This window comes from Planotetraspora sp. A-T 1434, assembly GCF_025420585.1.
Lineage (GTDB): Bacteria > Actinomycetota > Actinomycetes > Streptosporangiales > Streptosporangiaceae > JAOEGB01.
Window position 1 is genome coordinate 59,889 of the sequence record NZ_JAOEGB010000023.1, and the last position, 21,543, is coordinate 81,431.

General features: G+C 67.5%; 17 protein-coding genes. 14 read left to right on the top strand and 3 right to left on the bottom strand.

Annotated features, from left to right (window positions below):
• Positions 1-145: 145 nt before the first annotated feature.
• The 6 genes from N5079_RS26330 to N5079_RS35400 all read left to right on the top strand — a co-directional run bounded on the left by N5079_RS26330 (position 146) and on the right by N5079_RS35400 (position 5,383).
• Positions 146-613 (top strand): RDD family protein, encoded by a 468-nt coding sequence (locus N5079_RS26330; protein ID WP_261586777.1) that lies wholly within the window; start codon positions 146-148, stop codon positions 611-613.
• 71 nt (positions 614-684) lie between these two features.
• On the top strand, positions 685-1,215 hold the full coding sequence (locus N5079_RS26335; protein WP_261586778.1) for a hypothetical protein: 531 nt from the start codon (positions 685-687) through the stop codon (positions 1,213-1,215).
• Between the two features lie 347 nt (positions 1,216-1,562).
• Positions 1,563-2,774: a hypothetical protein gene (locus tag N5079_RS26340; RefSeq protein WP_261586780.1), complete on the top strand. Its 1,212-nt coding sequence runs from the start codon at positions 1,563-1,565 to the stop codon at positions 2,772-2,774.
• Between the two features lie 865 nt (positions 2,775-3,639).
• Positions 3,640-3,774, top strand: coding sequence for a hypothetical protein (locus N5079_RS26345; RefSeq protein ID WP_261586781.1), 135 nt, complete (start codon positions 3,640-3,642; stop codon positions 3,772-3,774).
• 177 nt (positions 3,775-3,951) lie between these two features.
• Positions 3,952-4,752 carry a glycerophosphodiester phosphodiesterase gene (locus N5079_RS26350; RefSeq protein WP_261586782.1) on the top strand — a complete coding sequence of 267 codons (801 nt, stop codon included), beginning with the start codon at positions 3,952-3,954 and terminating at the stop codon, positions 4,750-4,752.
• Between the two features lie 469 nt (positions 4,753-5,221).
• Positions 5,222-5,383, top strand: coding sequence for a response regulator transcription factor (locus N5079_RS35400; RefSeq protein ID WP_315967887.1), 162 nt, complete (start codon positions 5,222-5,224; stop codon positions 5,381-5,383).
• A gap of 87 nt (positions 5,384-5,470) precedes the next feature.
• Here N5079_RS35400 and N5079_RS26360 read toward each other — a convergent pair whose 3' ends face one another.
• The 3 genes from N5079_RS26360 to N5079_RS26370 all read right to left on the bottom strand — a co-directional run bounded on the left by N5079_RS26360 (position 5,471) and on the right by N5079_RS26370 (position 9,286).
• Positions 5,471-6,085: a Rid family hydrolase gene (locus N5079_RS26360; RefSeq protein WP_261586783.1), complete on the bottom strand. Its 615-nt coding sequence runs from the start codon at positions 6,083-6,085 to the stop codon at positions 5,471-5,473.
• Complete coding sequence (locus N5079_RS26365) at positions 6,085-7,677, bottom strand: flavin monoamine oxidase family protein (protein WP_315967888.1); 1,593 nt, start codon at positions 7,675-7,677, stop codon at positions 6,085-6,087. The genes N5079_RS26360 and N5079_RS26365 overlap by 1 nt, the downstream gene beginning before the upstream one ends.
• Before the next feature lie 268 nt (positions 7,678-7,945).
• Positions 7,946-9,286 (bottom strand): FAD-binding oxidoreductase, encoded by a 1,341-nt coding sequence (locus tag N5079_RS26370; protein WP_261586784.1) that lies wholly within the window; start codon positions 9,284-9,286, stop codon positions 7,946-7,948.
• Positions 9,287-9,627: 341 nt separating this feature from the next.
• On the opposite strand from N5079_RS26370, the gene N5079_RS26375 reads away from it, so the two are divergent.
• From N5079_RS26375 to N5079_RS26410, 8 genes are all read left to right on the top strand, one after another.
• Positions 9,628-10,518, top strand: a complete 891-nt coding sequence (locus tag N5079_RS26375; protein ID WP_261586785.1) for an RNA polymerase sigma-70 factor — start codon at positions 9,628-9,630, stop codon at positions 10,516-10,518.
• Between the two features lie 299 nt (positions 10,519-10,817).
• Positions 10,818-11,816, top strand: a complete 999-nt coding sequence (locus tag N5079_RS26380; RefSeq protein ID WP_261586787.1) for a LacI family DNA-binding transcriptional regulator — start codon at positions 10,818-10,820, stop codon at positions 11,814-11,816.
• A gap of 744 nt (positions 11,817-12,560) precedes the next feature.
• The gene (locus N5079_RS26385; protein WP_261586788.1) at positions 12,561-13,706 is read left to right on the top strand and encodes a hypothetical protein; all 1,146 of its coding nucleotides are present in this window, start codon (positions 12,561-12,563) and stop codon (positions 13,704-13,706) included.
• Between the two features lie 22 nt (positions 13,707-13,728).
• The gene (locus tag N5079_RS26390) at positions 13,729-15,003 is read left to right on the top strand and encodes an extracellular solute-binding protein (protein WP_261586790.1); all 1,275 of its coding nucleotides are present in this window, start codon (positions 13,729-13,731) and stop codon (positions 15,001-15,003) included.
• A 43-nt stretch (positions 15,004-15,046) separates the two neighbouring features.
• The gene (locus N5079_RS26395) at positions 15,047-16,108 is read left to right on the top strand and encodes a carbohydrate ABC transporter permease (RefSeq protein ID WP_261586791.1); all 1,062 of its coding nucleotides are present in this window, start codon (positions 15,047-15,049) and stop codon (positions 16,106-16,108) included.
• A gap of 31 nt (positions 16,109-16,139) precedes the next feature.
• Complete coding sequence (locus tag N5079_RS26400; RefSeq protein WP_261586792.1) at positions 16,140-17,000, top strand: carbohydrate ABC transporter permease; 861 nt, start codon at positions 16,140-16,142, stop codon at positions 16,998-17,000.
• Positions 16,997-18,799 (top strand): alpha-galactosidase, encoded by a 1,803-nt coding sequence (locus tag N5079_RS26405; RefSeq protein ID WP_261586793.1) that lies wholly within the window; start codon positions 16,997-16,999, stop codon positions 18,797-18,799. The genes N5079_RS26400 and N5079_RS26405 overlap by 4 nt, the downstream gene beginning before the upstream one ends.
• Positions 18,796-21,522, top strand: a complete 2,727-nt coding sequence (locus tag N5079_RS26410; RefSeq protein ID WP_261586794.1) for a glycoside hydrolase family 38 C-terminal domain-containing protein — start codon at positions 18,796-18,798, stop codon at positions 21,520-21,522. The genes N5079_RS26405 and N5079_RS26410 overlap by 4 nt, the downstream gene beginning before the upstream one ends.
• The last annotated feature ends 21 nt before the right edge of the window (positions 21,523-21,543 follow it).

The following is a 21,543-nucleotide window of genomic DNA, read 5'->3' on the forward strand; positions in this document are numbered from 1 at the left end:
TGGTCGGGCTTTTCCTTGTCTGACCGTCATTTGACCGGGGACCCGAGCTTCGCAGCGACCCGGCCGCCGGTGCCACTGAGGTCCGTTCCGCGCCATTCATCACACGCATCTTTCGCCCCTCAGCGCAGTAATCCACAATTACCCGGTGATCGAGTCGCCTGTCGTCTCCATGTCCGTGGCGTCCCGTTGGCGCCGCCTGTTCGCCAGTCTCTTTGACGGGCTCTTTGTCGTTCTTTTCTCGTTGCCGCTGTGGGGGACGTACACCGAGGTCGCAAAGACGAAGGACTGGCTGCACCCATGGGGAACCGACTCCTCGCTCTGGCCGGTCTTGTTCATTCACAACGTGCTCACCATCCTTTTCTTCGCTCTCTGTCAGCAGAGGTGGGGGCGGAGCCCGGGAAAGCTGCTCCTGGGCATCAAGGTGGTGTCCGCCTCGACAGGTGAACTCCCGGATTTCGGGCAGACGCTGCTGCGCTCTCTGGTCCAGTTCGGCGCGGTCGAACTACCCGCGGGGGGGCGTTCGCTTGCCTGGATGCTCTCTGGTTGCTGTTCGACGGCCGCCAGAGCCTTCACGACAAACTCGCACGGACGCTTGTGGTCCGGTCTTCGCTGAATGCCGAGGCAGAGGCTCCCGTGCCTCGGCCGAGCGACCGCGGCACCGGCACACGGAGTGCCAGAATCGGCATGATCAGCGGGTCGATACTGCTCGGTCTGGCGTTGGGGGTGACCGCGATGCTCGCCGCCGACGCGCTGAAGCCCGAGCCGGCGCGGGTGTCCCTAGATTCCGCGGTGTGCCAGGGCGGGCTTGACGTAAAGAAATGCGCCGACGCTGCCAAGGCGTACAAGAAGTGCGTGAACGGCCAAGATACCCACTACGGAAAATACTCGTGCGACCTGGCCGTCAAGCTCCACAACGAATGCCGCACGAGGTATCTGCACAGCGAACAGGCATGCACGATCGTCGCCTACGACTCCCTTACCTGCAGCACGACCGGCATGGCTCTGCGCATGTGCCCAGAACTCGGCATCGTGTTCCTCGAATGCCTCACCGGTCCAACTGCGACGCCGGATGGCTGTCACACGTCGTGGAACGATCTGATCGTCTGTAACCTCAAGGGCGGCCCCGACTGCAGCCCCCTGTTTCCTACACCGCCCGGTCTGCCGTCCCCGGCGCGGCAAACCGGAGCCGACATCAGTCGTGCGGAGAGTGCGTGATCGCCTCGTTCCGCTGGGCCAATCTGGTGAGTTCATCCCGGATGGGAGGCCGGTTGCTCTTCTTCCCGTTGCAGGTGGCGTGCGTCGGCGCCAGGTTCCATATCGCGTCGAAGTCGCGAACGGGCAAGCCTTCGAATACCTGCCCGGGGCGCCCACTTTTGTTAATAGGGCTGACTCGAACTAATCGAACTGCGCTTCAGCAGAGGGGCAAAGGCTCGGCGCTTCGCAGGGCGCGAGGTAACCGTCCGGCGAGACGCCCGGTTACCTCTCCAGGCGCGTCATGCAAACAGGGAACCTGAGCCGGTGGCTGCGCGTCTCTTATCTGACGGGGCGACGATAGGAGACGGATGTCCGAGAGGCCGGGATTGTTCACGCGGGTCATCGCGGGGTTCAAGAGCGAGGTTCCCGCTGACACCCTGGAGTCGGTGCAGAAGGCCGGGATCGGTGTCTACCAAGTTCTTGATGACGTCGAGCTCCTGCGCAAGAGCCTGGCGGCCCAGGGCGCAGATCCCTGGAGCGTCCCGGAGGCGGTCTCGGCGCAGCAGTTGTACGCGTGGAACGCGTTCGTACTGCAGACGCTCGGTGACAAGATGATCGAGGCGGACTACCGTGCGGACGCGCTGACCGTGGGTTACCTTCCCAGGGTCACCGCCGAGCAGGTGTGGGCGTTCTTCGGCCAGGTGGAAGGATGGCTGTCGCTTGCCCGTCAGGCCGCCGCGAACCCCGGCTTCACCATCGGTGACCGGCGGTCGCTGCCAGCCGACCTGCCCGGCTGGGTGGAGGTCGAGCCCTGCCCGCGACCCCACCTGGAGGCGATGATCGCAGCCGGTGCGGCGATAAGGGAGCACGCGGAGCTGGCTCTCGCACTGTTAGAGGCCGCGGGCGTGCCGCACGGCCGGCAGGCCGACCTTCACCGGCTGCGGCAGATCGCCGCCGAGGCAGCGACCGCGGCGGACTACGCGACGAACATGTACTCGCCCCGTGCGGAAGCGCGGCTGCACGAACTCATCGAGGAGCGGCTGCGCCACGCCCTGGAGGCCTATCATCACCTGGGCCAGCTTGTGGCCATGCCCAGCCTGCTCAAGACGTATGGCAAGCCTGGCACCAGCGGCTCGGCCGGGTTCGGGGAATCGCGCAAGAAGCTGCCACGTCCCGGTCAGGCTGGCTTCGACCCGTGGTGTCTCACCCAGCCCAGGTCGGTGAGCCGTTGGAAGAACGACCTGCGCGCACGTGAGTCGATCACGGAGATGTGGCGCCACGATCCCAACCCGGCTCAGACCTTGCGGTTCCAGGAGGACATCAATGCATGTCTCGAACGTGGCTACATTGCGCCGACCGGTGCCCATTACTACTGCTGCCCGTGGGCGCCGATCTTCCGGGTCAACCGGCCCGTGCTGATCGGCGACCGCCGGTTGCAGCCGGGCCAGGAGTTCACTCTCGAAGTCTCGGCGGAGGAAATCCTGGAGACTGGGCGGTTCGTAAGGGAGATCGTCAACGGGCCGTTCCACCCCACCAACCAGATCGACTACTGCAATCCCGGCGACTTCCACGACGACTGACAGTGATGATGTAGATGAGCGCCTCCCCGGCGGGGTTTGACCCATCGACTGACTGACTTGGGTCCTCAATGGGATATGTCGGCCCTGGCCGGGAGGTGCTCGTGTGCACTGATCGGACGTGGCGTTGTGACTTCATGGGAGCCTGGCCAGAGGCCCCATCACTGTCTTGTCCGCGTTGCCCGGCTGGTGCGTGCCGCCCTGCTCCGGTCAACAACGACAGGACGACGATGCGCCCTATTACATCTGAAGACGCGCCAGTGATCGTGGCCCGAGATCCCTCGAACTGCGCGCCGAACTCCACGAACTCCTGCACCGCTTGGTATCCCAAGGCTGGTCAGGCACCTGCCCGGCACGGATCCGGCTTGCGCAACCTTGATAGCCGGCGTCGCCGCGTGCGGCTGGCCTGCACACATCAAGTGATCAAACCAGCGGCATGACCGGGGGAGCATCCCCTCAAAGCCGACGAGCCTCATTGAGAGGCTCGCACCCCCACGATGGCAAAGGTTAGTTGAGCGAGTGACCGCTCCCGTGTAAACGCTAAGTAATTGGATAACTACTAACAGTGGGAATCGCGAGGGTGGATTCCTCCTGATCGACCGGCTCGCCGGAGCGGTTGGGCCATTGCGATACAGAGCGAAGGGAGACGGCATGACAAATGCCAATCGGATCACCTGCACGCTGACCGTGAGCGCCGCCGCGGGCTGGCTTCTCGTCGCCGAACTGCCGGCCGAGGCCATTCACCCGGCCTACAGGACCGCCCACCCTGGCCTCGCGTGCACCTGCCTGGTTCGGCATGTACGTCTGAGCGGCTTCTTCGTCCGTAATGGCTCAGGGAAAGGGTACTCGGCCGGTCGTCGAGATAAAGTTGGCCGACGAGCGTTTCGCCGGGTGGTACCGGTTTGCGAACGGCTGGTCGGCGGTCAAGTCCTTCATCGACAAGCCCTCCTCGGCCGACTACCTGCGGAAGGTGACTAGGAACCAAGCCGCTCCCGAGAAGTAGCCGCTCATGGCTCTCATTCCGCGCCCTCAGCGGATCACGTCAGCTGAGGGCAGGGACTTTCGGACGGGTGATCGCGCCAATCGGCCTGCGGGCCGGCACCCGACCCTGGTGGAGGCTCTGGTGCGCCCGTCCCAATGGACCAGGTCGGCTCTGTGCGCTGTCCAGTACTCACCGATCATGGGGATCACCCCAAAAGCGTTGGCGATCTCCTTCCTGCTACTTGTGACGTTGGGCGAGGTGGGCGGAGGTCACGATCTCGCCAGGGTGTCGGCCTCGTTGATGTGTTCGGCGCCGGGAGTGGTCTCTCATCGGGGCTATCAAGCCTCAGGGGCGGAGAACACCCTTAGGGCGTTCCAAGGCGCGCTGGACGCCGGCTCCGGCCAGGTCGAACTCGACGTTCGTTTCACCAGGGACCACCACCCGGTGCTCATGCATGACGACACTGTTGACCGGACGACCACCGGTGCCGGCCGGGTCTCGGACATGTCCCTGGCCCAGTTTCGCGCGCTGCGCACCACGGATGGCCAGCGCCCTCCGACGCTGTCTGCGGCCCTGGAACTGGTTCGAAGCAGAGGTGGCCAGGTGCTGGTGGAACTCAAGCAGATCCCCGGCGTATCGGACCTCCGCACGCTGCAGCGTGATTACCGGCGGCTGAACGCCTACGGGTGGGCGAGCCTGATGTCGTTCTCTCCGTCTGCTATGCAGGCGGTGCGATCGATACCAGCCCGCAAGGGCCTGTTGGCCACGTCGGCGCCGCCGACCTCGTTGGCCAGGAAGTTCGCTTTCGTGGGTATCCGGTACGACAACCTGACGCGGGCCCGCGTTCGTGCCTACATAGATGCCGGTGTCGCGGTCTACGCCTGGACGCCCAACGAGCGCAACGCATGGCGGCGCCTGGCCGGCTATGGCGTGAACCGCGTCGTCACTGATCAAACACCCGCCTACCTGGCATGGGCCGCAACAACGTGCAGGTCGTGACTCGCGGCCGTGGTCCTGCGGTTCACGGAGAACCAGCAGACCTCCTCGACCCTGGCTTCTGTCTGGTGGACGGGGCCCGTCACTCCCTGCACCGTCGTGGACGCCCTGGCGTAAACGGCCTCCCGGGCCATCCGGGGTAGCCGACCGGCACGGCGTTCGGGACGTGTGGTACCGCCTGCTCGTCGCCCACGCCGCGCCGGACGACGCCTCCGCTGTGGCAGGGCCATGGCCCTGGTGGCGTCGTCACGCGATTGACCGTCGGGCGGTGACGCTCGGCAGCCTTGCTCAGGGGAACGGATCCGGCGGGTCCGTGCGGCTGTCAGCGAGGCGGAAATGCGGGCACACGGTGAGGCGATCTTCGGCCCGGCGGTCGCGCTCCGCGTGGCCGAGTTCTTCGCCGGCCCGTCTGCGGCCTCGGACCCTCACCGCGTTCCCGCAGCTCACTTCGCGCGAACGGGAGATCCCCTCATTGGTCGCCGCGGCACGATCGAACGCCCAGATCGCGAACACGTTGTTCCTGTCGCAGAAGACCGTGCGCAACAACGTCTCGAACATCTTCGCCAAGCTGCACGTCGCCGACCGCGCCGAGGCGATCGTCCGCGCCCGCGACGCCGGCCTGGGCCGCACCTGACTGAAAGGCGCCCAGGCTGGCCAGACCGCCCCAACGAGTGGCCGGGCCGCCGTACCCCTTTGGGGAGGTACGGCGGCCCGGGACGGCTCAGCGGTAGGCGGCGACCACCTCCACTTCCACCAGCCAGCCGGCGACCGGCAGGTTGGCCACTTCGATGGTGACCCGGGCGGGTCTGGCGGGGTTGGCCAGGATGGGTGGGGCTGGGGCGGCGGTGCCCATGGGAACCGGGATCACCGCCCGAGTGGCGAGGTCGGTGTTGGCGAAGTACTGGCGGTAGGCGCGGTTCCACCCGGCGAAGTCGGCCACGTCCTGGCCGGGTGGGTTGGCCAGGTAGGCCCGCATGGAGATGACATCGTCCACGTCCAGCCCGGCGGCGGCCAGGTTGTCCTTGATCCGCGCCAGCACTCCCAGGGCCTGCGCCTCAGTCACCGTGACTCCCGGCGGGAGCGTGGCCGGGGCGTAGCGTTCCGGGCTGCCCGCGGGAGCGGCCGGGTTGGACACGGCGGGACCCAGGCCGCTGGCGGTGTAGGTGGCCACGTTCGAGCCGATGATCACGCCGTCGGCGATGGACGGGTTGGTCTGCCCCGGCGGCAGGATCGGGGTGACATCGTGCGGTTGGGGGGCGCCCCGCGTGGCGGCGTCGGCGGCTCCGGCGCCGGACACCAGGACGACGGCGGCCGCGAGGGCGGCGATCTTTCTCATCACGACTCCTTGAGCGCCCGCTGGTGCAACTCGGTGACGGTTTTGCGGGCCGATTCGATCGCCCCGTGCTGCCAGGCGATCATGTAGGTCAGCCAGTCGCCGGCGAAGTGGACGCGGCCCGCCGGGCGGTTGAGCAGCTGGTAGGCACCCTGGCGCGAGGGCCAGGAGACCCAACCGCCCTCAATATGCGGCTGGAGCTTCCAGGCGACGGACACCGATGACTGGAGCTCGTCCCGATACTTGGCGCCGTGAATCTTCATGCCCTGCTCGATCGCGCGGCGCTCCCGCTCAGCGTGGGACAGGGCGGCGTAGGTGTCAGCCTGCGGGCCGAAGTTGTAGTAGCCGACGATCAGGCCGGTGCCCTGGTGGTAACCGTAGGACGGGTACCAGATGGTGCCCAAGTCCAGGTCGGTGTTGGTGACACCGCCGTAGATGTTCTCGTCCGTCTCCCACCAGCGGCTGCGGTACTCCAGGCCGATCTTGCCCACACTGACCGGTACGGGCGTCGCCAGCGCGGCCTGGACGTCGGTGCCGAGGTTGTGCGGGGTCCGGGCGAGGATGTGCGGCGGCATCGCGGCGACGCAGTAGTCCGCGGTGATCAGCTGGGTCTTGCCGTTCTTGTCTTGGTATTCGACCTCGACCCCGGTCTCCAGATTGGTGATCTTGGTGACTCGGCTCTGGGTATTGATCCGGTGCTTGCCGATCGCCTTGGCCAGGGCCATGGGAATGGCATCCATCCCACCGACCGGCTGGAACATCAGCATCGCCTGGTCGTAGCCGAACTCGAAGGCGAATCGCTGCCCGACGCCGCTGGCGAACACCGAGGAAAGCGAGGGGACCGGGCCGAGCGGGGTGCCCGCCTGGTCGCCCGCCCCCGGGTCGACGGTGTAGCCGCGGCGTTCGGTGCCCGTATACGCGAACCCGGACGATTTTCCGCCGATGGCGCCGAAGGAGGACAGGAAGGACAGCAGCCGTTCCTTGTCCTGAGCGGTGAGCTTGGCGTTCAGCGCCCCGGCGTCGGTGGCCGTGGCGAGCAGTTCGGAGATGTATCCGTAGACGTCGGCCTTGGCGGTGCGCCAGCGGACCGGGGCGGTCATCCCGGCGGCCTCGTGGAAGATGTACGCCTGGGCGTTGGAGTTGGTGAAGACCTCCACGGGCACGCCGAGCTCGCGGCAGTAGTCCAGGGTGACCATCCACTGCGCCAGCCGTGCCGGGCCGGCGTTGAGGTAGTTCTCCGGGGAGAACCGGGCCGTCTGGGTGGCGCCGCTGAGCTCGGTCAGCCGGTCGCCGTTACGGATGGTCCAGTTCCTGCCGCCGACCCGATCCCGGGCTTCCAGCAAGGTGCAGTCGTAGCCTGCCTTGCCCAGCTCGTAAGCGGTGGTCAGGCCGGCGATGCCGGCGCCGAGGATGACGACCTTCTTCCCGGCCCGCCCGGTGAGGGTGAAGTCGGACGGCTGGGGCGGGGTGAACGCGGTCTTCGTGGCCGCCTCAGCGGTGGGGGCCAGGCCGAGTGCCCCCATGGTGGCCAGTAGTGCTCCCGCGCCGCCGGTCGCGCCGACTGCGGTCAGGAAGCTTCTTCTGGTGTAGCTCACACGTACCTCCGTGATCTCGTGGAGGTTAGTGTGGATTTACGGTGTTTCTACCGATTGTTCGTAACTTGCACAATTAGTTTCGGCTGGGTCACAACGGCCATTTAGAGTTCATGATGGGGCACCCAGACTGGTGAAGGGCCTACTCATGTTGCAAGCAGGCCCAGCGGGCACCCCGAACACCAACCTTCACGATCTTCCGGAATGTCCGCCGTATGTTGTGCGAGTCCAGAGGAGTGCCGACGGACTGGCCGGGGCTTGTGCGCAAGGCCTACCGAGGCCGGATGTTGTGGTTGCCGGCGAACAGATTGCCGGGGTCGTACTGACGCTTGACCGCCGCGAGCTGCTCATAGGTCTCCGTCCTATAGATCGCGGCGACATCCTCCTCGGTGGCAGAAGCGAGGAAGTTCGCGTAGGCGCCGTTGGCGTGAGGTGCGAGCCTGCCCCAGATCGCCTCCAAGGCTGGACGTGCGGCCTCGACGACCGGCTTCGGACCCGCGATGGTGGTTACGAACATCAGCTCCGCTCGGCGATGCGCGTAGGCGGTGGCGTCGTCGGGGACTCGGGATACCGCACCGCCGACGCTGCGAACGGCGATGAACGGCGACCGCTCCGATGCCCCGGCCTCAGCGAGGATCTGAAGGACCTCGGGCACCGAATCCTTGTTGGCGAAGGCGCTTCGGGTGACAAGCTGGATGCCGGGCGGTGGGGTCGCTCCGTCCACGAGTACGTCGGCGTAGGGCTTCAGCGCGACATCGTCGTCGATCACCGTGCCGAGCCGGCGGATCGGGTCGATCGCCTTCGAGGCGAGTTCTGGGTCGTCGCCGTCGAAGGCGACGTGGATCTCGACCGGCGCCTCAGGTCCGCCGGCGAAGGGGTTGGCAAACTCCGCGATGGATGTGAGCTCTTCCGGGGCGGTGCGGAGGTAGTCCGCCCATCCCTGGAGCACAGTGGCCGCCTCCGATGCCGGGAAGGCGATCTTGCCGTGGAAGACGTCTGTCGTCGGGTGTGCCGCGAACTCGAAGGCGGTCACGATCCCGAAATTGCCGCCGCCACCGCGAATCGCCCAGAACAGCTCCGGGTTCTCCGCCGCGCTCGCCGGCACGATCTCTCCGCTGGCCGTGACCACCTCAGCGGCGACCACGTTGTCCAGGGCCAGGCCGTACTTCCTGACCTTCCAGCCGATGCCGCCGGTCAACGTCAGCCCACCGACGCCGACGCTCTTGGTGTCGCCCGAGGAGATCGCCAGGCCATGCGGGGCCAGGGCGGCCGCGACCTGACCCCAGGTGGCGCCCCCGCCGATCCGCACAAGGTGACGTTCCTTGTCGGTGATCTCCACGTTCGCGAGCTTGCTGAGGTCGATCACGACGCCGCCGTCATTGGTGCCGAAGCCCGCGAAGCTGTGGCCGCCGCCTCGCACGGACAGCAGATGCCCCGCGCCGGAAGCGAATCTGACCCCTGCTTGCACGTCCGCGACGCTCTTGGGCCGCAGAACGTAGGCCGGACTACCCGAAACCAATACCGAGCGACTGGCCGATTCGTACTCCGCTTCGCCCGGTTCGATGATGTCGCCGCCGAAGTCACGGCGAAGAGTTTCAAGCGCTGAGCTCATGACGTTCCTTTCACACAGGGGAGTTCCTCGTTATCCGAACCGGCGGGGCTGGTAGTCGCCGGTGGGTGCCCTCTCGTGGCGTTGCATGCCGCGTGGATCGTTCGTTGCGGCGTCCTGACGAACAAGAGATGCCGGCGACCCGATCCTTGTGACAGCGCAGTGATGTGACGTGCGTCACCGATCCGGGGTGTCACAAAGCGGTGGGCGCCGGCGTCTTATGCATGGCACGGTCGAGAACGAACAGGCAGGAACCAGCAATGAGCGAACGCAGCGAGCGGCCGACGGACACAGCCGAGCCCTTCGCTCGTGGCAACCGTATGGACTCCGCTATGGACTCCGCTATGGACTCCGCTCTGGACTCCGCTATGGACTCGGCCACCGAGGCGTTCGTCGCCCACCGCCACCTGCTGTTCACCGTCGCCTACGAGATGCTCGGCTCAGCCGCCGACGCCGAGGACGTCCTGCAGGAGACCTGGTTGCGGTGGGCGGGAGTCGACCTCGACAGCGTTCGGGATCAGCGTGCCTACCTGGTCCGGATCACCACCCGTCAGGCGCTCGTCCGGCTGCGTACGCTCGGCCGGCGCAAGGAGTCCTACGTCGGCCCCTGGTTGCCCGAGCCGCTGCTCACCGCGCCCGACGTGGCCGAGGACGTCGAGCTGGCCGAGAGCGTCTCGATGGCGATGCTGCTGGTGCTGGAGACGCTCACGCCGACCGAGCGGGCGGTGTTCGTGCTGCGCGAGGTGTTCGATCTGGACTACGACGAGATCGCCGGAGCCGTCGACAAGAGCCCGGCCGCGGTCCGCCAGATCGCGCACCGGGCGCGGGCACACGTCGCGGCGCGCCGACCGCGCGGGGTCGCTTCTCCGGCCGAGGCCCGCGGTGCGCTCGAGGCGTTCCAGAGGGCGGTCGAAACGGGTGATCTGCAACGCCTGCTCGACATCCTCGCGCCGGATGTCGTCCTCCTGGCTGATGGTGGCGGAGTCAAGCCGGCCGCGCTGTCGCCCGTCGTGGGAGCCGGCAGGGTGGCCGACGTGCTGGGCAGGATCGCCGGCACGGCGTCGCTGCGGCCGGCACAGGTCAATGGCTACCCGGCGCTGATCCTTCAGCTCAACGACAAGGTCGACACCGTCATGGCGGTGCGCATCGACGACGGCCTCATCACCGGGCTCTACGCGGTGCGCAATCCCGAGAAGCTGGCGCATATGGAGCGGGAGACCGCCCTGCACCGCTGAGCCCGGGACTCTGCCAACACGTTGACACTCGAGCAGACGACCCGCCAACGTCGCCGCCCTGAGATCGCCGCCCATGAGATCGCCGCCTTGGTCGTGCTCGGTGAAGGCGGCCTGGCCGTTGAGGCGGCCGGCGCGATCGACCCGGCCGTACTCGCGCGGCTGCGCCGCGCACGCCCGGCCGCGTTTCTCTTGGACGCGGCGACCGGGTACGCAGCCGGCAGGTCACATCTCCGAACTCCGAGTGGTACGTCTGGCCGTATAGTGACATCAGCGTCGTCCGTATCGATCAAAAGGGAGCTATGGCCAAGGTCGGAATCAGTGACGTCGCCGCTCGTGCCGGGGTCAGCGAAGCGACCGTCAGTCGCGTGCTCAACCGTCGGGGTGTGGTCGCCGCCAGGACGCGCCGTGTCGTGGAGGACGCGATCCGGGAGTTGGGTTATGACCGCGGAGGACAGAGCCAGCTCATCATCGTCCTGACCCCGGGCCTCGCCCAGCCCTTCTTCGGACGGCTCTGCGAGCTGATCGAGTCGGCGTTGGCTCCTCAGGGGTTCAAGGCCGTCGTGTGCTCCACGACGGTGGGCGGGTTACAGGAGATCGACTTCATCATCTGCACCATGGATCTGGGCATCGCGGGGGCGGTCTTCGCCTCGGCGAGCAACACTCTGATCGGAGCCGACCCGGCGCCCTACCGGCTACTGCAGGAACGCCAGATCCCGTTCGTCTCGATGAACGGCGCGATCGAGGGCATCCCCGCCCCCAGCTTCTCCACGAACGACAAAGTGGCGGCGGCGCTGGCCGTCGACCACCTGTGGAACCTCGGCCACCGCGAGATCGGCATGATCGTCGGCCCGGCCGGGAACCGGCCGAGCGAGCGGCGCCTCGACGGTTTCGTCGAGGCGATGAGCTCACGCGGGATCGATGATCCGCAGCGACTCGTCGCGCGCCAGGTTTACAGCGTCGAAGGCGGCATGTCGGCCGCCGAGACCCTGCTCGACCAGGGCGTCACCGCCATCGTCGCGGCGAGCGACTACATGGCTCTTGGCGCCATCCGGACGGCGGGCCGCCGCGGTCTGTCCGTGCCGGGCGACGTGTCCGTCGTCGGATACGACGACTCTGAGATCATGGGCTTCGTCGACCCGCCCCTGACGACGGTCCGGCAGCCGGTCGAGCGGATCGCGCAGGCGATCTCCGCCGCCATGGTGCATCTGGTGAACAGGAGACCGGTGCCGGCGGGGGAGTTGATGTTCGACCCCGAGCTGATCATTCGCGGATCGACGGCCGCCCCTCACGCCCAGTGACACCGGTCCCAGCCCACCAGGGTGATCCCGCGTAGGAGCGGTCCCTTAGCCTGATCGGCTGATTGCCGATGCGGGCGGGTGACCGAGAGGGCGACGCTCACCTGGACCGAGGGGAACCCGATGGCGTGTCGTCGGCATGCCAGGACATGTCCCTCGACATCGGCACCGGTCAGACCCACCCGGCGATCCATCCACCATTCGTCCACGGTCTGTCCACGGTCTCGTCCTCCGGTGACGATGCCGTGGCAACGCGAGGGCTGTTGGCACGTGCGACGCGAGGGCTGTTGGCACGTGCGAGTGAAGCTGTTGGCACCTCCTCGCCCTGAGGCGCGGCCCCCTGCGCACGCGGTGTCCGGCCGGGATGGGCCGGCCGTCCCTTCATCCGCGACGCGGGGGTCGCGGGCCAAGCCCGTCGCCGTCGTCGTGGGGTCACGCGTCGCGTTGCCGTCTTGTAATGCACGATTTTGTCTTGCTGTTGACGTGTTTATGACGTGTCTGTAACACTGAGTTTTCATGACGAGGAAGTCGCCACCTGCGGTGTCAGCAGCGAGGGTGGACCGAAATGATCATTCTGGGCATGTCCGGATTGATTCGAGCATGCGCGATCTTGTCGAGTCTTTCAATTGGGCGTCAACGCGGTCGTACGAGTGGGTTCAGACGGGACGGGATCCGAGATACCTCCCGAGTTACTGGGCCGGCCTGACGGACCGACCCCTCTTCTATTCGAGAGACCTCGCCCATCAAATGCTCGGCGCCCACCTGCTGGGATTGGATGCCGAGAACCTCGCGATGCTCCGGCGATTCGCAGGATCGTCGAACGGCGACCGCGCCTGGTATCCGTTGTGGGCATTCGAGTTCGACGGCACGCCGGCGGCCATCGACTACCACTCGGATGACGACTTCGTGCGGGAGGTCCCGGCGCCTTTCGAACTCGTCGAGAAGGCGGTCGAGCAGTATCGCTGGACGGCGGACGACCGATTCCTGCTCGCTCCGGAGATCGCGTCGTTCCTGCGGAACACGATGACGTCGTTCGTCGACGCCCATGATCCCCTTGGGACGGGCGTCGCAGGCGAACGGGGCAGCGGGGACATCTTCCGCGGGACCGCCACCTACAACGAGGTGGAGCGACCGCCGTACCTGCAGGTCGCCGCCGACGGGATCGCCAGCCAGTGGGCGGCGCACCGGGCGCTCGGCTCCGCCGCGGGCACGGTGCTCGACGGGGAGTTCGCCGCGTGGAACCGCGGGCGGGCGGAGCAACTGGACGACCACTTCTCGAGCACATGGTGGTTGCCGGGCGACCGGCACTACGCGGCGGGCTTCACCGCCGAGGGGCCGGTCGGCGGATTCCGCCTGGAGAGCACCTGGTTCCCGGCGGTCAAGGGGATCATGCGCGAGGACCAGCGCGCGAACGCGCACCTCGGCTTCCTCCGGTCCGGCCTCGAGGCGACGCCGCCGGCCAACATCGAGGCCTTCACCTATCTTCCGGAGGCGTTCTTCCGGTACGGCTGGGACGACGAGGCGTTGCGGTGGATGCGGTACCTCGCCGGCTCCCGGGCGGACTATCCGGAGGTTCCCTTCACGCACGTCGCCCACGTCGCGGTCGGCCTGACCGGGTTGGAGCCGGGCGCCCACCAGGGCGTCGTCCACACCCGCTCCCATCTTCCGGCCGGCGAGTGGATCGAAGCCGGGGGAGTTCTCGTCGGCGGTTCGACCGTCGGCGTACGGCACGAGGGCCGGGAGGCCACCGAGTTGCAGGTGACCGCGGGACCAGGAGTGACCTGGACCTCGACCTGGGACGACGGGCACACCTCCACCGTCGACGTGCCGAACGGTTCACGTGTACGCGCAGGTGCCGACGGCAGCGTCGTCGTGCTCCGCGAGCAGCGATAGATCACTAACTAAGGAGATCCCCTTGCAGGGAAAGGCACTCGCCGCCGTCGCCGCCGCCTCGTTCCTCGCGCTCGCCGCATGTAGCAGCGAGCCGAGTGGAGGCTCGACCGGGACCGGGACCGGGACCGGGACCGGGACCGGAACCACCAAGATCACCTATGCCTTCTGGGGTAACAACGACGAATCCGCCACCATCAAGTCGATGATCGCGGCGTTCGAGAAGGCCAATCCAGGGGTCAAGGTCGAGGCCAACTGGATCCAGAGCGACTACGAGCAGAAGCTGCAAACCTCGATCGCGGGCGGTGACGCCCCCACCGTGGCGCAGATCTCCAACACCTCGCTGCCGAGCTTCGCCAACGCGTTCACGCCGGTCAAGGTCGACCCGGGCGTCTACTATTCGGCGGCCGTCGCCAAGGCCGGCAATGTCGGCGGCACCGACTACGCGGTCCCCTTCGTCGCCAAGAGCAAGGTCATGGCGATCAACAAGGCCGCGTTCGACTCGGCCGGCGTCGCCGCGCCGTCAGGCTCGGCGCCGATCAGCACCCAGGACTTCGTGTCCGCCGCGAAGCGGTTGACGTCCGGGTCGGGGGCCAAGAAGGTCTACGGCTCCGCGCCGCTGTGGTACGACGGCTGGCTGATCGCGGAGGGTGGTTCCTACTACGGTCCGGACGGCCAGACGTGCACCATGGGTAACGCTGACGGAATCCGTGCCGCGCAGACCGTGGTCGACTCCACGAAGCCCGACGGGTTCGCGCCGAACCCGACCGACGCCCAGGGCCAGGACATGTTCCAGTGGTTCACGGACGGCAAGGTCGCCATGCTGCCCGACTTCGGGCCGTGGAACATCGCCAAGATCGCCGCGCTGGACACCTCGAAGTTCCTCATCGTGCCGATGCCCGGCAAGGGAGAGCCGATGGAGGTCGACAGCCTCGGCATCTCGAAGTCGGCCACAGAGGCAGAGCGCACCGCGGCGACGACCTTCACGAAGTTCATGAGCACGAGCCCTGACGCGCAGAACCTGCTGGCGACGACGACGTCCGCGCTCGGCGTCCCGGTCATCCAGGGATCGCTCGACACGTTCAAGGCGATCGCCCCGAAAGTGAACCTCCAGGCCTTCGTCGACGCCGTCACGAACGCGGTCACCACGCCCTATGTGAAGGACAAGGTGAAGATCGAGAGCACCTTCTCCACCGACCTCAACTCGCGCACCGCGATCGGCTCGGGGAACGAGGACCCGGCGACCGTGCTGCCGGAGCTTCAGGCCCAGTGCCAGAAGATGCTGGACGCGACCAAGTAGGACGACTGGAGTCGGTCGGGCGGCGTAGAGGGAGAACATCGACATGTCGGACATCGTGCAGAGCCTCGAGGGATTACTCGAACGGCTGCACATCGATGTGGGACTCAGGCCCATCCTGTCCTTGGTCATCCTGCTGGCCGCCGTGTTCGCGGTCATCTGCGCCGCCCTCTGGGGGGCCGTCCGAGCACGCTGGATCTCGCGGAACACCGCGGCATTCTGGATCTTCGTCTCGCCATGGATCGTCGGCTTCCTCCTTTTCACGGGAGGGCCGATGGTGTACTCCCTGGTCCTGTCGTTCACGAACTGGAACCTCATCGACCCGGCGAAGTTCATCGGGATCGCCAACTACAAGGAAGCGTTGTCGGATCCCGATCTCGGGCAAGCGATCAAGGTCACGCTCACCTACGCCGTCGTCAGCGTTCCGCTGCAGACGGTGCTCTCGCTGGCCGTGGCTCTGTTGATGAACGTCAAGGTGCGCGGTATCCATGTGTTCCGCACGATCTGGTATCTGCCGTCGCTCGTCACCGGGGTGGCGCAGGCGGTGCTGTTCATCTGGGTCTTCAACCCGAGTTACGGTCTCGCCAACGGGCTGCTTCGCCTCTTCGGCATCGAAGGGCCCAAATGGCTCTTCGACGCGCACTGGGCTCTGGCCACCGTGGTAATCATGAGCCTCTGGACGGTCGGCGGAAACATGATCATCTATCTCGCCGGCCTGCAGGACATCTCCAAGGACCTCTACGAGGCCGCGGAGCTTGACGGCGCCAACCGATGGCGCCTTTTGTGGAACATCACGATTCCGCAGGTGAGCCCCGTCATCTTCTTCAACGTGGTCACCGGGCTCATCTACGCGATGCAGACGTTCACTCAGGGATATGTGGTCACCCACAACGGGGGCGGCCCGGCCGACTCGCTCCTTTTCTACGTCCTGTACCTGTACCAGAACGCGTTCTCCTTCTTCCGGATGGGATACGCGTCGGCCCTGGCCTGGATCTTCTTCGTCATGATCATGGTGCTCACGGCGCTCGTGTTCCGGGGAAGCGCCTTCTGGGTCTACTACGAATCGCAACGACCGAGGGAGCGAAGGCGGCGTGTCCATGTCGGCTAGCGCGAAAGCACCGACCGTGAAAGCACCCACCGTGAAAGCACCGACCGCGAAAGGTGCGGGTGGGCCGCGACGTGAGCCGCTCGGCGGTCGGATCCTCGCGGTCACGTTGCTCGTGGTCGGGTCGATCGGCTTCGTCTATCCGTTTCTCTGGATGATCGCGACCGCGTTGCGAACGCCGGAGGGTGTGTCGCATGGGGGAGTGTCGCTCTGGCCGATCCAGTGGCGGTGGTCCAATTTCACCGACGGACTCGGTTCGTTCCCCTTCTGGGCCTATCTGCGCAACTCACTGCTGAGCACGATCGTGCCGGTCGTCGCGGTGGTCTTCTCCTCGTCACTGGTCGGGTTCGCGTTCGCGCGGATTCGGGCCAGGGGATCCGGCGTGCTGTTCGCGATCGTCCTTTCGACGCTCCTGCTTCCGCAGGAGGTGACGATCGTGCCGCAGTTCATCCTGTTCAAGAATCTTGACATGATCGACACGCTGTGGCCGATCATCGTCCCGACCTTCTTCGGCTCGGCGTTCTTCATCTTCCTGTACCGGCAGTTCTACCTGCGGCTGCCGGAGGCGATGACGGACGCCGCCCTCATCGACGGCGCGGGCTGGTTCCGCATCTGGTTCTCGATTTATCTGCCGCTTTCCCGGCCGATCATCATCGCCACCGCGGTGCTGCAGTTCATGTCCTACTGGAACAACTTCTTCCAGGCCGCCATCTACCTGACGACGGACCGGTGGAAGACGCTGCCCCTCGCCCTGGCGGGTTTCCAGTCCGTCAACGGCACGAACACTCCACTCCTGATGGCCACCGCCTTGGTGGTGACCTTTCCCTGCGTTCTGCTTTTCTTCATCGCCCAGCGCCACATCATCGGCGGAATATCATTCACGGGGAGCAAATGACCGACGTCGCATCGCCGTCGACCGTTACATTCTGGCTGCCGGGCAGGACGGAGGCGCCGCCCGAGACACCCGTCGTGCTGGCCGGGAGACAGCCCGACGTCGGGCTCCGGCTGCAGGCGACCCGTTCAGCCGACGTGTGCGTGCGTGAGCTCCGAGGCGGTGTCTTCGAGGTCGTGTTCCGCACGCTCGGCGAGCCGCTCGGTTTCACCGTGACCATTCCCGCGACGGACGCCGCCGCCTGGTGGCGCCCCGGCAGCACCGTGCCGCACGCCACCATTCCGCCGTCATGGGAAGAGCCGTCCGACGCGACCGCCCTGCGGGGACTCCCGATCGGGGCCCTGCTCGCGACGCACGACGTCGCACGGCTGGTCTACGCGGTCGACGCCGGCACGAGCGTGACGAGGGTGCGGGCCGGTCTCGTGGAGGAGACCGCCGACTTCGCGATCATGGTCACGGTCGGCGCCTCCGGCACATCGGATCACGTGAGGCTGCTCCTGGACGCATCCGGCCGATCCTTCGTGGAGGCCGTACCCGAGGCGGGACGGTGGCTCCAGGGGGAGGAAGGCCACCGTGCAGCGCCGGGGGCCGAGGATCCTGTCCTGTGCACCTGGTACTTCGCGCATCAGCACGTCACAGCCGCCACCGTGCTCGCACAGGCCGATCGCGCGGTCGCGATGGGGTTCGGCACCGTCATCATCGATGACGGCTGGCAGACGAACTCGCACGAGCGAGGATACGGATCATGCGGCGACTGGGAGGCAGCGGAGGAGAAGTTCCCCGATGCGGCCGGCCTGGTCGAAGCGCTGCGCGGCCGGGGGCTGCGCACCGTGTGGTGGGTCGGCACTCCCTTCCTGGGCCATCAGGCGAAGGCCCGTCACCTGGGGCTCTCGACGCTCCGCGACAGGCCGGAACTCCAGGCTGAGGTCCTGGACCCGCGCGACCCCTCCACCCGCGCCTACCTGGTCGGGCGGATGGAGGAGATAATCGCGAGGACGGCGGCGGATGGCCTGAAACTCGACTTCCTGGAAGAGTTCGAGGACCAGGAGGCGCCGGGGTCCGTGGCAGCGGCCGTCGACACCATGTCCGAGATCGTCGACCGGCTGCGAGGCCTCGGGACCGAGCCTCTGATCGAGTTCCGCGAGCCGTACGTGCACCCCGCGGTGGGGCGGTTCGCCTCGATGATCCGCGTCGGCGACTGCCCGCTGAACGCGGTGCAGAACCGCGTCGGCATCCTCGACCTCCGCCTGGCGCGGCCGGGCACGCCCATCCACAGCGACCCGATCATGTGGGCCGAGGGTGACAGCCCGGAGCGGGTCGCCCATCACCTGATCAACGCCCTGCTGGGCGTGCCGCAGATCTCCATGGACCTGGTGGGGCTTCCCGGCGAACAGTCCGAGGCGCTGGCGTTCTGGCTCGGCGTCTGGCGCGAGTACCGCGACCTGCTGTTGCACGGCAGGCTCGCGCCGGAGCGTCCCGACCTGCTGTACCCGGTGGCCCGCGTCCATGACGGCGGACGGCACCTCGTCGCGAGGTACGCGCCCCACACGATTAAGATCCCGGAGGGGGACTGGACGGAACTGCTGGTCGCGAACGCCGACGACAGCCCCCCGATCCTGTTGCACGAAGGGGACGAGGTGCGGGCCGGCCTGGAGATCTGGGACGCCAGGGGACGGCAGGTCGCCGATGGGGACGTCGTCCTGGGCCGGGGGCCCAGTGTGTTGACCGTACCCTCGGGAGGGCTCGCCCGGCTGCGGCGGCCCACGACCGCCGTCGCGGAGGCAAAGTGGGGTCACGCATGACCGTTCCGGAGAATCCGGGCATCGTCCTCGTGCCCCACACGCACTGGGACCGCGAGTGGTACGAGCCCTTCCAGGTGTTCCGCCACCGCCTTGTCGACGCGCTCGACCGCGTGCTCGACATGGCGGAGGCCGACCCCGCGTTCCGGTTCACCCTCGACGGGCAGACCGCGGCGATCGAGGACTACCTCGAGATCCGGCCCCAGCACATCGAGCGCGTGCGCGCGGCCGTACGGCGTGGGCAGCTCGCGCTCGGCCCCTGGCTCATCCTGCTCGACGAGTTCCTCTGCACCGGCGAGACGATCGTGCGCAACCTCCAGCTGGGATGGGCGGGCGCGGAACGCCTGGGCGGTGCGATGGACATCGGCTACCTGCCCGATATGTTCGGCCACATCGCGCAGATGCCGCAGATCCTCGCGCGGGCCGGCATCCGGCACGCCGCGTTCTGGCGCGGCGTGCCCGGGAGCGTGACCGGCCACTCGTTCCGCTGGGTCGCCCCCGACGGTTCGAGCGTGCGTGCGGAATATCTCTTCGACGGGTACGGCAACGCCCTCGACGTGCTGCTCGTCCCCGACGAGATCCCCCGCGCGCTGAGCGACTACCGTGCGCTCACCCGATCCCGCTGGGGCGCCGACCCGATCCTCGGGATGGTGGGAACCGACCACATGGCGCCGCGTGCGGACCTGATGGACCTGGTCCGACGCTTCGACTCGCCGGACTTCCCCATCACGGTCGCCACCCTCGGCGAGTACATCCACGGGCTGCCGGACGACGGTGACCTGATGTGGGTCCACGGCGAGCTCCGCAGCCACGCCCGCGGCAACATCCTGCCGGGGGTCGTCTCCATTCGCCGCCGGCTCAAGGACGCCATGGCGGAGGCCGAGCGCATCGTCGGTGAGGCGGAACGCGTGTCCCTCGGCGTCCCTCTCGACCGGACGGCTCCGTTTCTTGATTTGGCCTGGCGCGACATCGTCGAGTCCAGCGCACACGACTCGGTGGTCGGGTCCGGCACCGACGAGACGGTCGAACAAGTCGCGTCGCGTCTCGCCGAGGCGGCGCAGCTCGGTCGTGCCGTACGCGACCAGGCCGTCCGCGAGGCCGCCCTGGAGGTGCCGAGCGACGCGATCCTGGTCGTCAACACCCTCACCTCGCCGCGCACGATCGTCGTCGAGACCGACGTCGCGGCGCCGTCCGACGGGCTGGCGGTCAGCGCGACGCTCCCCGACGGGCGACGGCTCCTTGTGCAGGAGTCGGACCGCGCGCCGGTGGTCCTCGGAGACGAGGTCTGGGAGGCCGCGGACGTCGAACGGGTCCTGCGGCGGATCCACCGCCGCGAGCTGTTCGGCCAGGAGATCGACAGGTACGAGATCGTCCCCGGCCGTCTCACCTTCTGGGTCGCGCGGGTGCCGTCGACACCGGCGTTCGACCTGCTCGCCCTCCGGAGCGAGCTCCGCCGCGCGGTCGACGCGCACCAGGGCCCGTGGAACGTGCGGACCCTGGCGGAGCCGAGAAGGAGCGTCCTCATCCCCGTTCCCGTGGGCGCTTCCGGGAGCACCGCGGTGCGGATCGCCCAGGATCCGGGCGACGCGCCAGGCGGGCCTTCCGGTCCGGTGCCGCGCGCGACGGAGTCCCGCCTGGACAACGGGCTCGTCTCCGTGGAGGTGCTCGCAGACGGCACCTTCGACGTGCGCGGGCAGGACGGGACCGTGCTGCGCGGTGTCGGCCGTCTGGCCGACGGGGGAGACCGGGGCGACAGCTACAACTACGGCCCGCCGGCCTTCGATCGGCTGGTCGAGGTGCCGGCGAGCGTCGAGGTGCGGGTCGTGGAGTCCGGACCGGTCCGCGCCGCCGTCGAGATCGACCGGCGGTACGGACTGCCGGCCGCGTTGAGCGAAGACCCCGACCGCCGCTCGGAGGAGATCCTGGACATGCCGGTGCGCACGCGGGTCGAGCTGCGCGCCGGCGAGCCGTTCGCGCGCGTGTCGGTGTCGTTCGTGAACGTCGTGGCCGATCATCGGCTGAGACTGCACGTCCCCCTGCCGCGGCCCGCGTCGCACTCCTCGGCCGAGGGCCAGTTCTCGGTCACCGATCGCGGGCTGACGAACGAGGGCGGCTGGGGGGAATTCCCGATTCCCACTTATCCGGCCACCGGTTTCGTGTCCGCGGGCGACGCGACCGTCCTGCTGCGCGGCGCCACGGAGTACGAGCTCGTCGCGGACGGCGCGGAACTCGCCGTGACGCTTCTCCGCTCGGTCGGGTCGATCAGCGTCAACGTCCACCCGCTGCGGGACGAACCGGCCGCGTCCCAGATCCCGATCCCCGGCGGCAGGGAACTCGGCAGCGAGATCAACGTGGATCTGGCCGTCCTCCCGTCCGCGGGCGGCTGGCACGCCGCCGACGCGGTCCGCTGGGCCGAGCACTTCCGCTCGCCAGGGCTGTGGCGGCACGGTTCGGCCGAGCCGGGTGCCGCGCTGTCACCGGCCCGGTCGGGCATCGAGGTCTCCGGCCAGGGCGTCCACGTGTCGGCGCTGCGCGCGGTGCCCACCGGGGTAGAGCTGCGGATCGTCGCCATGACGCCGGAGCCCACCGTGGCGACCGTCGCGGGCCCGCATGAGGACGCGACCACCGTCGACCTGCTCGGCCGGCCCATCGAACGTCTCCCCGCCGCGTCCGTGCGAGAAATCCCACTGCGGCCGTGGGAAATCCGCACCCTCCACCTGAGCTAGGTCATGCCGACATTTACCGAC